We start from the raw sequence: 13,305 nt of genomic DNA on the forward strand, positions 1-13,305 counted from the left end.
CTTCCAGATGAAGCCACGAGTCGGACAGACCCTCTCCAGCACGGTCGACACCACGACGGTCATCGTGGTCCGGGCACCGCAGCAGGAGGTCACGCTCACCTGCGGCGGCGCTGCGATGGTCGATCTCCGGGCGGGCGGTGAGAGCGGGAACGGCGTGTCCGACCCGGCATGGATGACGGGAACCCTGCTGGGCAAGCGTTACGCCGACGACGGTCTCGGCCTGGAACTGCTCTGCACCAAGGCCGGTGACGGCGCCCTGGCTGTGGACGGGGCCCTCCTTCCGGTCAAGGGTGCCAAGCCGCTTCCCGCATCCGACTGACCCATCCGGAAGCGGTGCGGCGCCACGTGGTCCAACGCCTGGTCGCGGACGCCGACACCGCCTGAATCGCGGCCCGGGAGTGTGGCCGGCGGATGCCGCCGGCCACACTCCCGCGTTCTCAGGGCCGCAGGATCCAGCCGCCGTCGACGTGGATGACCTGGCCGGTGATCCAGTTGCCCGCCGGGGTCGTGAGCAGCAGGAGGGTTCCGGCCAGCTCCTCCGGCTCGGCGAACGGCTGCATGGCGGCGACCTGGCTGATCATCTCGCGGAACGCCGAGCCCTCAGGGACGAGTCCCTTGCCGGCGTCGCTCTCGACCATCCCCGGCGCGATGGCGTTGGCGGTGATCCGTGAGGGGCCCAGGTCGCGGGCCAGGGTGGTGGTGAGGCCGACCAGCGCCAGCTTCGTGATGCCGTACAGGGTGCTGGGCGGGTACGCGCCGCCGGACGTCTGGTTGACGATCCGGCCGCCGCCGCGTTCCCGCATGTACGGGACGACGCTGCGGCTGCACAGGTAAGCGCCGTTGAGGTTGACGTCCATGACGTGCTTCCAGTGGTCGTAGTCGCACTCCAGCACCGGCCCCGGATGCACGGTGGCCATCAGCGCCGCGTTGTTGACCAGGACGTCGACTCCACCGAACGCGGACGCGGCGGCGCTGGTCATCGACTCCACCGAGTCCGGATCGGTGATGTCGACCCCGACACCGATCGCCCGGTGTCCCTCCGCCTCCAGCCCGGCGGCCACCTTCGCGGCGCCTTCCTCACGGATGTCGGCGCAGATTACGGCCGCGCCGGCGGCGGCGAGTGTGCGGGCGTAGGTCTCGCCGATGCCGCCCGGCGCGGCGCCGGTGACGATCGCCACCTTGCCGTCCAGCGACCAGTTCACCGATGTCGTGCCGCTCATGCCGATGCTCCGTTCCCGCCGATGGCCACGCTCTTGGTGCGCAGGAACTCCTCGAAGCCCTGGCGTCCGCCTTCCTTGCCGACCCCGCTGATGCCCCAGCCGCCGAACGGCCGGCCCACTGCCAGGTTGGCGGCGCCGTTGACGAGGACTTCCCCCGTCACCAGCTCCTCCGCGATGCGGTGCGCGCGGCTCAGTTGCTGGGTGTGGAGGTAGGCGGAGAGACCGTAGGGGGTGCTGTTGGCGATCTCGACGGCCTCGTCGTCCGTGTCGAACGGTATGACGGCGAGCACCGGTCCGAACACTTCTCGTTGCGCCAGGTCGCTGTAAGGGTCCACGTCGGCGAACACGGTAGGCCGGAGGAAATAACCGCCGGCGAGATCCCCTTCGACGCGCGATCCGCCGGTGACGAGTCGAGCTCCGTCGGACTTCGCCTTCTCGATCACGCCGAGTACGCGGGTGAGGGCGGCCTCGTTGATCAGTGGCCCCGAGACCGTCGTGGGATCGAACGGATCACCGCTGGTGATCGTCGCCGCGACCTGGGCCACCTTCTCCAGGGCGGCTTCGTAGATTTGGCGCTGCACCAGCATCCGCGTCGGGAAGGCGCATCCCTGGCCGGTGAGCGTCCCCACGGACATGAGGGTGCCCAGGGTGCAGGCAGTGTCCAGATCCGCGTCCTCCAGCAGGATGTTGGCGGACTTGCCGCCCAGTTCGAGCACCGTCGGCTTCATCGTCTCCGCGCAGCTGCGCAGGATCTTGCGCGCGGTGTCCGGGCCGCCGGTGAAGGACACCTTCTCCACGAGAGGGTGGGACACCAGAGCTTCACCGGCCGCCGCGGTGCCGGGGAGGATGTTGACCACGCCAGGCGGGAAGCCCGCTTCCTCGACCAGGTCGGCGAACAACTCCGCGGAGTAGGATGTGAGTTCGGAGGGCTTGACCACGACGGTGTTGCCGGCGGCCAGCGCCGCCGGGATCTTCATGGCCAGCGAGATCAGCGGGCCGTTCCACGTGATGATCACCCCGATCACCCCGTACGGCTGCGCCAGGGTGTATGCGAACTCGCCGTCCGCCGCGAACATCGAGGTGACCTGGCTCTCCGACTTGTCGGCCCAGCCCGCGTAGTACCGCGTCCACTCGGCGGACGTCTCGACGAAGTGCGCACCCAGCGCGAAGGGTGTTCCGTTGTCGAGGGTGCCCCGCCGGGCGAACTCCTCCCCGTTCTCCTCGATCAGGCCGGCCAGCTTCAGCAGCTTTGCCCGGCGCTCCGAGGGACGGGTGAGGCGCCAGGCCCGGAACGCCTCGTGGGCCTCCCGCACCGCCTCCTCGACCTCGGCGGGACCGGCCAGCGGAATCGCCGAATCCACGGTACCCGTCACGGGGTTGACGTGGTCGAATGTGCCGCCCGTGCCCTCGGAGCGGCGACTGTCGCCGATCCGCAGGTGTACGGCGGGTGGTGTCCGGTCGATGGCTGTGGTCACGGCTGCCCCTTCGTTCGACGTGTGCCGGGAGGTCTCCCGACACATGGGCGGTCCCTCGCTCGGTCGAGAACCACCGTGTGCGCCTCGGCCCGGTACACATCGGACCGGAGGCACGGCTCTTGTTCCGGTGGTTTAATCATGTTACTAAATGAGAGAGGTGCGAGGCTCTGATTCGACGGATGGCCCGCCACCAATCTCTGGAGGAGAGCGCGTGACCGCTGTTGCCCGCGACGAGGGGCCTCTCGTAGCCGTGTCCCGGCCGGCCGGCGGCGTGGCCCTTGTCCTGCTCAACCGGCCCAGCCGGCGCAACGCCCTCACCCGGCAATTCCTCGGCCTGCTCGTCGACGCGTTCACCCGACTGCGGGCCGAGGCCTCGAACGGGGAGGTACGGGCGGTGGTCGTCACCGGCGCAGGCACGGCGTTCTGCGCCGGCCTCGACCTCACCGAGGTCGCCGAGCAGGGCCCGCCCGACGTGCGCGAGCTCGACGTGGTCACCGCCCTCACCTCGGTCGGCGTACCGGTGATCGGCGCCGTCAACGGACCCGCGGTGACCGGTGGTCTTGAGATCGCGCTGGCCTGCGACTTCCTGGTCGCCGGCGAGAGCGCCCGGTTCGCCGACACCCATGCCCGGGTCGGCATCGTGCCCGGCTGGGGCCTGACGGCCCGCCTGCCTCTGGCGGTCGGGCAGGGGTGGGCCCGCCAGATGTCGGCCACCGGGGACTACGTGGACGCGCACACCGCCGAACGCATCGGACTGGTCAACTCAGTCGTCCCGGACAGCCGGTTGCTGGACACCGCGCTCCGGCTGGCCGAGTCGGCGGCCACGGTCGACCCGCACGTGCTGGCCACGGTCCGCACCCTGTACGACGCGGCCGCCGAGGAAGGCGCGGGCGCGGCGGGGGCGGGGGAGCGGGTGATCTGGGAGCGGGGCGAGGCCGTGGGTGACCAGCAGGCCGTCGCGTCCCGCCGCCTGGCCGTCCTGGAGCGGGGACGCGGCCAGCTCGCGGGCGGGACCGAAGACGAAACGTGAAAACCGCCGCCGGACCGCCGGAGGCATCTGTACGCATCGGAGTGATCGAAATGCTCGCACCTTCGAGTCCCATCCACGTGCCGGCCGGCGAAGCGGTGGATGTGCTGCCGGCGGCGTTGGCCGCCGGCGCGGCGGCCCACCCCTCGACACCGCTGACGTTCCGCGACCCGACCGGCGTCTGGCAGGTGTCCCTGGCGGAGATCCACGAGCGGGCGCTGCGGGTGGCGACGGGCCTGGCGGCCATCGGCGTACGGGCAGGCGACGTGGTGGCCGTCCAGTTGCCCGGCGGCCTCCCCACCGCGGTCGCTCACGCGGCCGTGCTGCTGCGCGGTGCGGTGCTGCTGCCACTGCTCTCGACGACCGGAGCGGCGGAGACGCGGTTCGCGCTCCAGCGCTCCGGGGCCTCGGCACTGATCACCACGGCCTGGCGCTCCCACGACGCGCTGCGCGGACGCCGCGCGTCCGACGGGCCGTCGCCGCTACGCCGGGTGATCGCCGTATCGGGGACGTGGCCGGCCGCCGGTGTGCCGTCGGACGCCGTGGACTGGGCCGCACTGGAGGCGTTCCGTCCGCTGCGTCCGGACGCGGTCGTGCGCCCGGACGACCCGGGCGTGCTCGTCCGCACCCATGGCGCCGACGGGGCCAAGGGCGTCGTCCACACCCACCGTTCGGTCCTGTCCGAGGTGGCGACCCTGCACACCAGGGTGTGGCGCGGGTCGAGCCGGACCACCCATCTCGACCCGTTCCCGCCCGGGCACGTCGCGGGTCTCACAGCCCTGCTGGACGCACTGCTGCACGGTACGTCGCTCGTACTCCTGGAACGGTGGAACGCGGACACGGCGTTGGAGCTGATCCATGGCAGGCGCGTGACCTCGTCGGCCGGTACGCCTGCCCAGCTGATGGCGCTGCTGGACGCGGCGGAAAGCGACGCGCGCGGAGTGGGGACGCTCACGGACTATCTCGTCGGCCGTGGTCCGGTGCCCCCGGGGCTGCTGGAACGCGCCGACCGTGCCGGGGTGAGCGTCTGCCGCGCATACGGCTCCGTCGAGCATCCGACGGTCACCGCGGGCACCGCCTCCATGCCGCCGGACAAGAGGGCCACGACCGACGGCCGGCCTATGCCCGGCAACGAGGTGCGGATCGTGGACGCGGAGGGCGGCGTGGTGTGCGCGGGACACGAGGGCGAGATCCAGACGCGCGGCCCCGACCGCTTCCTCCGCTACTGGCTTCCGGAGCGCGGGGAGCCCGATCTGACCGCGGACGGATGGCTCAGGACGGGCGACGCCGGGCGGCTGGACGCCGAGGGGTTCCTGACGGTCACCGGGCGTGCGGGCTCCGCCCTCACGCGTGTCGCCTGAGTGCCCACTCCAGCCCTCGACGGGCCGGCCGTCACAAGCGGTGTGAAAGTCGCCCTTTCGCCTTGCGTCCCGGGCGATGGTCTGGTCAAGGCTTCGGGGCAGGCGCACGCCGTCTGCTCAGGGACTAGGCTGAGACGCCATGAAGCGTGAAACGCGGCAATCAGGTTCTCGCGGCCGGGAGCAGGCGGCCGAGCGCGCGTGCATCATCGACGCCGCCTACCGGGTGCTGGCCGCGAGCGAGGGCGCGTCCGCGTCGGTGGGCGACATCCTGGCCGAAGCGGGGCTCTCGACCCGTGCCTTCTACCGGCACTTCGGATCGAAGGACGACCTGGTGCTCGCGATGTTCCGGCGGGACACGGACCGTGTGATGGCCGAGCTGCAGAGCTCCATCGCCTCCGCGCCCACGCCGGAGGACGCACTGCGCCGATTCGTCGACGGCACCCTCCATCTGGCGGCCGACCGCCGTCGCAGGCAGCGGGTGCTTGTCATGACCTCCGAGCAGGCCATGCGGGCCCGCGGCTACGCGGCGGAACGCACCCGCTCCCAGGTGGGGCAGGAGGCCGTCGTGGCGCTCGTTCTCGAACAGGGCCGTGAGGGAGGGGCCTTTCCGTGGGCGAAGGACCCCGGCGCCGACGCGCGGGCCATCTGTGCGCTGGTGCGGCAGGCGTTCGACGAGCAGATCAGCGGGGCGGCGAACGTGTCCGCGCAGGAATCCGCCGACCGTGTGGTGGATTTCGCTCTGCGCGCGCTGGGGGCGTCGCCCGGCGGGACCGACGCGATCACAGCCGCGCGGCCGGAGCGTGCGGAAAGCCTCTGACGCCGCCCTTCCCTGGATGACGGCACGCCGAGGGCCGGCCCACGGTGCGGCTGACGCCGTGTGGGCCGGCCCTCGGGGCTCAGCCGGTTGCGCCCTCGGACGCCTCGTTGAGACGCACACGCAGCTGCTGCTTGAGGATCTTTCCGGCGGGAGTGCGCGGTAGCTCCCGCACGACGATCAGGCGTTCCGGCGTCTTCTGCCGGGCGAGCCCGGACGCCGCGAAGTGTGCCGCCACGTCGGACAGACCGAATTCCGTGCCGTCCCGGGGCACGACGAACGCGCACACCCGCTCGCCGTAGCGCGCGTCCGGCTCGGCGACGGCCGCGGCCTCGGCGACCGACGGATGGGAGGCGAGGACGTCCTCGACCTCCTTGGACGAGATCTTCTCGCCGCCGCGCACGATGATGTCCTTGAGCCGGTCCGTGATCGTGAGGCAGCCGTCGGCGTCCACCCGGCCCGCGTCCCCGGTGCGCAGCCAGCCGCCCTCGGCCAGCGCTCCCTCGTTCAACGACGCGTCACGGTACCCCGCGAACAGTTCGGGGCCGCGTGAGAAGACCTCGCCGTCCTGCCCGGGCGGCACGTCCCGGCCGTCGGGACCGACGATCCGTATCTCGCATCCGGGCATCGGACGGCCGTCCGTGTACGCACGCCAGGCCACCGGGTCGTCCGGGCGGCCCGAGGTGATGGTGGGGTGTTCGCTGGACCCGTAGGCGCGGTAGGCGGCGATACCCGCCCGATGCGCCCGCTCCACCAGTACCGGAGCGACGCTCGCCGCGCCGACGAGGTAGTCGCACAGGGTGCCCAGGCTCCGCCCGGACCGTTCCGCGGCGTCCAGGAGGCCCGCCAGGTGGAACGGCACCCCGGCCGAGGCGGTCACCCCGTGCGCGCTGATGAGGTCCAGCGCCGCTTCGGGGTCCCACTTCTGCATGAACACGGTCGGCGTGCCGAGAATCAGCGCGCGCAGCATCACCCCGAGCGAGGCGATGTGACCCGGGGGGAAGGGGTTGAGGTAGACCAGCCCCTGGCGCGATCCGGGCATGTTCCCGATCTCCGACAGCAGCGAACGGTGCGTGTGCTGCACGCCCTTGGGGTCGCCTGTCGTACCCGAGGTGTACACCAGCGCGGCGATGTCGTCCGCCGCGGCGGACGGCGCGCCGGGTCCGGAGGGCGAAGCCGCCAGAGCGCTCCAGGGCACGGCTCCGGTGCCGGGGGACCGGTCCCCGACCGCCACGACCCGGAGGCCGTCGTCGGTCTCCCCGGCCGCCCGCTCCCGTACCCGGTCGGCGGTCGCGATGAGGGCCTTGGCGCCCGATTGCCGCAGGATGAAACCCAGTTCCCGCGGTCCGTAGATCGTGACGACGGGCAGCAGGACCGCGCCGCGCAACAGCACGGCCGCGTGGGCGACGAGGCTCTCCACCCCGTTCGGGAGCTGCACCACCACCACGTCGCCGGGCTCCACGCCGAGCCTCGCGAGCCCCGCAGCGGCTGCGGTGGCCTGCTCGTGCACGTCGGTGAGAGTCAGTTCCCGGGTGCCTTCGGGCGTGTGGAAGACCATGAGGGCTCCCGCGTGTTCGACGGCCGCCTCCGCGATGCGCGCGCCCAGTGTCGTGATACCCCTGCTCACAGCCACCCCTTCACCTTCTCCACCAGGGCGACGGGGTCGGTGCCCGCTCCCGGTTCCACGTTCAGCATCGTCACGCCCGACTCGCGGTAGGCGGCGATGCGCTCCCGGACGAAGCCCTCCGGGCCGAGCAGGTTCGTCCGGTCGATGAGATCGTCGGGTACGGCGGCTTCGGCTTCGCGCTTGCGGCCCGCGAGATAGAGGTCCTGGATCACCTCCGCCTCCTTCTCGTAGCCGTAGCGGCACACCAGTTCGTTGTAGAAGTTCTTGCCGCGCGCACCCATCCCTCCTATGTAGAGGGCGAGTTGCGGGCGGGCCAGGTCGCGCAGAGCGGCCCTGTCCTCACCGATGGCCAGGATCCCTCCGGCCACGACGCGCAGTTCGCCGAGGTCCGACGACCGCTCGGCGCGTCCGGCCGCCAGGGAGGGGCCCCACACCTCGGCCGCCCGCTCGGGCAGGTAGAACAGCGACAGCCAGCCGTCCGCGATCTCGGCGGTGAGCCGTACGTTACGGTCGCCCAGCGCCGCGAGGAAGACCGGCACGGCGGGCCGCACGGGACGAGTGATCATCTTCAGCGGCTTGCCCAGCCCGGTTCCCCGCTCGGCGGGCAGCGGAATGGTCACCGTACGCCCGTCGTGGACGACCGTCTCGCGACGCAGTGCGGCCCGTACGACCTCGACCGTCTCCCGGGTGCGGGCCAGCGGCTTCTCGTACGGGAGGCCGTGCCATCCCTCCACGACCTGCGGACCGGAAGCCCCGAGGCCCAGCAGTGCGCGACCGTCCGAGAGGGCGTCGAGCCCGCCGGCGGTCTGCGCGAGAAGGGCAGGCGTGCGCGAGTAGACGTTGACGATGCCGCTGCCGATGAGGAGCCGGTCGGTGCGGGCGGCGAGGTATCCCATCAGCGTGGGGGCGTCGAAGCCGTACGCCTCCGCGACCCAGGCGGCGTCCAGTCCCGCCTGCTCCATCGCGACGGCCTCCGCGGCCGTCTCCCGTGGATCACGGGCGTATTGAAGGGTGGTGCTGAGCTGCATCGGAACCGACTCCCTTGTCAGAACGCGCGTCGAGGGTCCGGTGTTCGGCCGTCACCGCGGGCGCTGATCGTCTGCGCCGCGCCGGGAAGGCTCGCCACCGGGTATCCCCGTCGGCCCGATGTTCCCCGCGGGCTTCCGCATACGCTACATCGCTTACTAGGTTAGCGACTAGAGGAAATGTGGGAGTGATACCGCAGGCGCTGCTGCGCCTTCGGCCGGACCGGAAGGAGACGTCATGGAGCGCGAACAGCCGTGGCAGGCGGCGGCAGGATCGGACCGGGAGGGGGCGGCGGGCGCCGCCGGAACAGGACCAGGAGACGCGCCCCGGGGGCCCCTGCGCGGGGTGCGCGTCGTCGAGCTGGCCGGCATCGGCCCTGCGCCGATGGCGGGGATGCTCCTCGCCGAACTCGGCGCCGACGTCGTCCGGATCGCGCGCCCGTCCGGGCAGGTCCTGCCCGACCTGCTGGCACGCGGAAAGCGTGAGCTGGTCGTCGACCTCAAGCAGCCCCAGGGCGTGGAGACGGTCCTGGGTCTGGCCGCCCGTGCCGACGTCCTGCTGGAGGGCTACCGGCCGGGCGTCACCGAACGCCTCGGCCTCGGGCCGGACCGGGTCCTGGAGCGCAACCCCGCACTGGTCTACGGCCGGATGACCGGATGGGGCCAGCACGGACCGCGTGCCACCTCCGCGGGCCACGACATCAACTACCTGTCGATCACCGGGGCGCTGGCCGCCATCGGCCGCGCGGGCGGGCCGCCGCAGGTGCCGCTGAACCTGCTGGGCGACTTCGGCGGCGGCTCCCTCTACCTGGTCACCGGAGTCCTCGCGGCCCTGCACCACGCCAGGGCCACCGGAGAGGGCCAGGTGGTGGACGCGGCCATCGTCGACGGCGTGACCCATCTGTCGTCGATGATCTGGTCCGAGCGCCACCACAACGGCTGGCGCGACGAACGCGGCAGCAACATCCTCGACACCGGGGCGCCCTTCTACGACGTGTACGAGACCGCCGACGGCGGGTGGTACGCGGTCGGCGCGCTGGAGCCGCAGTTCTACCGGCAGTTCACGGAACTCCTCGGGGCGCCGGAGTGGGGCGACAAGCAGCACGACCGGGCCGGGTGGGAAGGGATGCGCGAGGCGTTCGCCGCCAGGTTCGCCACCCGCACCCGCGCCGCCTGGGACGAGGTCTTCTCCGGTACGGATGCCTGCGCGACACCCGTGCTGGACTGGGCCGAGGCGGAACAGGACGCTCACCTGCGGGCCCGCGACACACACGCCCGTACCGACGGACACACCGTCCCGGCACCGGCTCCGCGCTTCTCCAGGACGCCCGGGCGGCTGGCGCAACCCGACCCGGGTGACCGGGACGTGCTGAACGACTGGGGTGTCGAGGGAGCGGGGGAGTCGGGCCGCGTGGGTGTCACCGGGGCGCGATGAGCGGGCTGACCTGACTATCCTCGGTGGTTCAGTAATCCATGTCGATTCACAGAGGAGCAGCCATGGCCCGGTCCGAGCCGGCGAGCAAGCAGGAACGGCCGCTCGCGGAGCCGCAGACCGCGATCCGGCCGCCCAAGACGGGGGAGCTCGTCGCGCGCCGTCTCCGGCGCATGATCGTCGAGGGGGAGCTGAAGGAAGGTGACTCGCTGCCCTACGAGGCGGCTCTCGTCGAGCACTTCGGAGTCTCCCGGCCGACGCTGCGTGAGGCGGTCCGGGTCCTGGAGTCCGAAGGGCTGGTGGAACTGCGCCGCGGCTCACGCACCGGCGCCCGGGTCACCTTCCCCGGCGCGGAGGCCGTTGCCAAACCGGCGGGCCTGCAGCTGCAGTTGGGGGGTGCGACGCTCGCGGACGTGTACGTCGCGCGTGGCGCCATCGAGCCGTTGTCCGCCAGGCTGCTGGCGGAGAGCGGCGACGGCGAGGCGTACGACGCCCTGGAGGCCGCCCTTGAGGAGACCCGGAGCCGGCTCGGCGAAGTGGACCTCTTCGCAGCCGCGTCCGCCCGCTTCCACCTGCGGCTGGTCGAACTGTGCGGCAACCAGACGCTGGCCCTGATGGCCGGCATGATCCACGAGATCATCCTGCGCCAGACCCAGACTGCGGTGAGGGCGAGTTCACGTAACCAGGCCGCGCCCGACGCCGAGGCCTCGTACGAGCGGGCTCTGCGTGCCTACGCGAAGCTGGTGAAGCTGGTGCGCGCGGGCGACGGAGAGGCCGCCGAAGGGTACTGGCGCCGGCACCTGGACGCCTCCGACCAACTGGTCCTCGCAGGCCACGAGGCGACCCGCGTGCTGGACGTGCTGGACTGACACCGAGGGACGCCGACCGGGCGGAGCTCGCGCGTCTCGCCCGGCGGACGCGGCGTCCCCCGGCCGAAGCCGAAGTCCCGGTACACCGCACGGTGGGCCGGGGCTTCGTGCGTCATGCGCGCTTTCTGTGACGCCGGCACCGGGCCATGCCTTCCGGCCGGGCGGCACCACCGATCGACCGCTGATCGGTTCGTCGCAGGGGCCGCCCCCGGCCGGAGCCCGGCCGTTCAGGCCGTCCTCAGGTCGGTGGTGGTCAGTGAGCGGGTGAGTGCGTCGATGAAGTCGTGTACGCCGTCGTCCGGACCGTCGCCGCTGAGGGGGCGCCCGAGGAGGATCCGCCCGTGTACCGACGACCAGACGGAGAGCGCTGCCTCTTCCGGGGTCTGGGAGAGCCGCATGCCGGTTCCGGCCAACCGGGCGACTGCGCGGCGCCACCGCTGCCCGACTTCGTCCGGGCCGGATCCGACGAGCTCCGACGCGCCGAACATGATGCGGAAACTCGCCGTGTTGCCCTGAGCGAACCGGCAGTACGCGTGGGCCAGGGCGGCCAGGCGCTCGCCGGGCGGCAGTGTCGCGGACTCGGCGTCCGCCCGGTCCATGGCGCCGAGAAGTTCTTCGAAGAGCAGGGCGAACGCGGCTCGGCTGAGTGACTGCTTGTCCGGGAAGTGCCGGTAGATGGCCGGGGCTGTGATGCCCGCCTCGCGAGCGACCTCTCGCAGCGACAGCGGGACGGGCTGCATCCGCGCCTCGTCCCCCATCAGGCGAAGCATCGCGTCGAGAATCTCCGACCGCAGTTTCTCGCCCTCGCCCCGGACGTTGCGTGACCGGGCTCTGGCCGGAGCCGACGCAGCCGAGCTGGGCTTTTCGGGATGTCTGGGCATGCACGCAGCCTGACACACGGGCGGTCGCGGAAGGCGCGTGGTCTGTCTCACGGTCCGCGACTCGGGACGAGTTGGCCTTCCATCGGTAAACGGGTGTATATACATAAGCGTTCACTTAGTGGTGGGCGCGGCTCGGTATCTCGCCGTGCCTGCCGGGATTGGAGCACCATGCAGATCACCATCGACGAGGCCAAGTGCTGCGGCGCCGGGCAGTGCGTCCTGGTAGCCCCGGACGTCTTCGACCAGCGTGACGACGACGGAGTCGTCGTCCTCCTGGACCCGGCCCCGCCGGCCGGACTGTTCGACGCCGTCCAGGAGGCCGCCGCCGTCTGCCCCGCGGCAGCCATCGAGGTCCGGGCGTGACGTCCCACGGCGTCGTGGTCGTCGGCGCTTCCGCCGCCGGTCTGGCCGCCGTCGAGGGGCTGCGCCGCTTCGGTCACGGCGACCGGATCGTCCTGGTCGGGGACGAGCCGCACCTCCCCTACGACCGGCCGCCGCTGTCGAAGCAGCTGCTGTCCGGTGAGTGGGACCGCGACAAGCTCCAGCTGCGTACCGCTGCCGCGTACGAAGAGCTCGACGTCGAGCTGAGGCTCGGTACCCCGGCCGGGTCCCTGGATGTCGCCGGCCACCGGGTCGGGCTGGCGGACGGGACCTTCCTCGACTACGACCAGGTCGTCGTCGCCACGGGCGTACGGGCCCGGACCCTGCCCGGGACCGAGGGCATCGGGGGCGTCCATGTCCTGCGCACCCTGGACGACGCACTCGCGCTCACCACGGAGCTGGCAGCACGCCCGCGCCTGGTCATCGTCGGCGGCGGGTTCATCGGGGCCGAGGCGGCAGCGGTCGCCTCCGGGCTCGGCTGCGACGTCGTGATGGTGACGGACCAGCGGGTACCGCTCGCCGACGCGGTCGGCGCCGACATCGGCGGCATGCTGACGGAAGCCCACCGCGAGCACGGCGTACTTATGGAGACGGAGGCGCTGGTCGAGGCCGTCGTGTCCGACGGCGTCCGCGCCACGGGCGTGAAGCTCGCCGACGGCCGGATCCTGCACGCGGACACCGTGCTCATCGGGATCGGCGCCCGGCCCAACGTGGAGTGGCTCGAGGGCAGCGGCCTGGCCGTCGGCAACGGCGTCCTGTGCGACACCACACTGTGTGCGGCACCGGACGTCTGGGCGGCCGGTGACGTGGCCTCCTGGCCGGACCCCGTCACCGGGGACCGGCTGCGCATCGAACACCGCACCAACGCGTCGGAGCAGGGACTCGCCGTGGCCCGCAACATACTCGCCGGTCCCGGGAAGGCGAGCGCCTTCACCTCGGTGCCCTACGTGTGGTCCGACCAGTACGACATGAAGATCCAGATCTACGGCCGTACCCGGGGAGCGGACCCCGTGCGGATCGTCGACGGTGACCTCGCGTCGCGTAGGTTCACCGCCCTCTTCGGCCGGGAGGGACGAGTCACCGCCGCCGTGGGCGTCAACATGGTCCGCCCGCTGCGCGCCCTGCGCCCGCTGGTCGCCGACCGCGCCGACTGGGCGTCCGTCCCGGTCGCCGCATAGCCCCTCCGCAGAACA

At 71.9% G+C, this 13,305-nt stretch carries 13 protein-coding genes; 8 read left to right on the plus strand and 5 right to left on the minus strand.

Going from position 1 to position 13,305, the window contains the following annotated elements:
- Positions 1-7: 7 nt before the first annotated feature.
- Complete coding sequence (locus tag ACIQM3_RS18135; protein ID WP_401625012.1) at positions 8-319, plus strand: hypothetical protein; 312 nt, start codon at positions 8-10, stop codon at positions 317-319.
- Positions 320-437: 118 nt separating this feature from the next.
- Here the strand turns inward: ACIQM3_RS18135 and ACIQM3_RS18140 are convergent, their stop codons facing one another.
- Positions 438-1,220, minus strand: a complete 783-nt coding sequence (locus ACIQM3_RS18140; protein ID WP_401625015.1) for an SDR family oxidoreductase — start codon at positions 1,218-1,220, stop codon at positions 438-440.
- Positions 1,217-2,695 (minus strand): aldehyde dehydrogenase family protein, encoded by a 1,479-nt coding sequence (locus ACIQM3_RS18145; RefSeq protein WP_401625017.1) that lies wholly within the window; start codon positions 2,693-2,695, stop codon positions 1,217-1,219. The genes ACIQM3_RS18140 and ACIQM3_RS18145 overlap by 4 nt, the downstream gene beginning before the upstream one ends.
- A gap of 211 nt (positions 2,696-2,906) precedes the next feature.
- Between ACIQM3_RS18145 and ACIQM3_RS18150 the strand changes: the two genes are divergently transcribed.
- From ACIQM3_RS18150 to ACIQM3_RS18160, 3 genes are all read left to right on the plus strand, one after another.
- Complete coding sequence (locus ACIQM3_RS18150) at positions 2,907-3,725, plus strand: enoyl-CoA hydratase (RefSeq protein WP_401625020.1); 819 nt, start codon at positions 2,907-2,909, stop codon at positions 3,723-3,725.
- 50 nt (positions 3,726-3,775) lie between these two features.
- On the plus strand, positions 3,776-5,083 hold the full coding sequence (locus ACIQM3_RS18155) for a class I adenylate-forming enzyme family protein (RefSeq protein WP_401625023.1): 1,308 nt from the start codon (positions 3,776-3,778) through the stop codon (positions 5,081-5,083).
- 139 nt (positions 5,084-5,222) lie between these two features.
- Complete coding sequence (locus ACIQM3_RS18160; protein WP_401625026.1) at positions 5,223-5,900, plus strand: TetR/AcrR family transcriptional regulator; 678 nt, start codon at positions 5,223-5,225, stop codon at positions 5,898-5,900.
- A 79-nt stretch (positions 5,901-5,979) separates the two neighbouring features.
- Here the strand turns inward: ACIQM3_RS18160 and ACIQM3_RS18165 are convergent, their stop codons facing one another.
- On the minus strand, positions 5,980-7,524 hold the full coding sequence (locus ACIQM3_RS18165; protein WP_401625029.1) for a class I adenylate-forming enzyme family protein: 1,545 nt from the start codon (positions 7,522-7,524) through the stop codon (positions 5,980-5,982).
- Complete coding sequence (locus tag ACIQM3_RS18170) at positions 7,521-8,552, minus strand: LLM class F420-dependent oxidoreductase (protein WP_401625032.1); 1,032 nt, start codon at positions 8,550-8,552, stop codon at positions 7,521-7,523. The genes ACIQM3_RS18165 and ACIQM3_RS18170 overlap by 4 nt, the downstream gene beginning before the upstream one ends.
- A 235-nt stretch (positions 8,553-8,787) precedes the next feature.
- On the opposite strand from ACIQM3_RS18170, the gene ACIQM3_RS18175 reads away from it, so the two are divergent.
- Both ACIQM3_RS18175 and ACIQM3_RS18180 read left to right on the plus strand, forming a co-directional pair.
- Positions 8,788-9,984 carry a CaiB/BaiF CoA transferase family protein gene (locus ACIQM3_RS18175; RefSeq protein WP_401625034.1) on the plus strand — a complete coding sequence of 399 codons (1,197 nt, stop codon included), beginning with the start codon at positions 8,788-8,790 and terminating at the stop codon, positions 9,982-9,984.
- A gap of 62 nt (positions 9,985-10,046) precedes the next feature.
- Entirely contained in the window at positions 10,047-10,850 is an 804-nt protein-coding gene (locus ACIQM3_RS18180) for a FadR/GntR family transcriptional regulator (RefSeq protein ID WP_401625036.1), read from the plus strand.
- A 227-nt stretch (positions 10,851-11,077) separates the two neighbouring features.
- Here ACIQM3_RS18180 and ACIQM3_RS18185 read toward each other — a convergent pair whose 3' ends face one another.
- Positions 11,078-11,731 (minus strand): TetR/AcrR family transcriptional regulator, encoded by a 654-nt coding sequence (locus ACIQM3_RS18185; protein WP_401625039.1) that lies wholly within the window; start codon positions 11,729-11,731, stop codon positions 11,078-11,080.
- Positions 11,732-11,899: 168 nt separating this feature from the next.
- Here ACIQM3_RS18185 and ACIQM3_RS18190 point away from each other — a divergent pair, with 168 nt between their 5' ends.
- Both ACIQM3_RS18190 and ACIQM3_RS18195 read left to right on the plus strand, forming a co-directional pair.
- The gene (locus ACIQM3_RS18190) at positions 11,900-12,094 is read left to right on the plus strand and encodes a ferredoxin (RefSeq protein WP_401625042.1); all 195 of its coding nucleotides are present in this window, start codon (positions 11,900-11,902) and stop codon (positions 12,092-12,094) included.
- Complete coding sequence (locus tag ACIQM3_RS18195) at positions 12,091-13,290, plus strand: NAD(P)/FAD-dependent oxidoreductase (protein ID WP_401625045.1); 1,200 nt, start codon at positions 12,091-12,093, stop codon at positions 13,288-13,290. Before ACIQM3_RS18190 ends, ACIQM3_RS18195 begins: the two co-directional genes overlap by 4 nt.
- Positions 13,291-13,305 lie beyond the last annotated feature (15 nt).

Source organism: Streptomyces sp. NPDC091271 (assembly GCF_044757505.1).
In the GTDB taxonomy this organism is placed as follows: Bacteria; Actinomycetota; Actinomycetes; order Streptomycetales; family Streptomycetaceae; genus Streptomyces.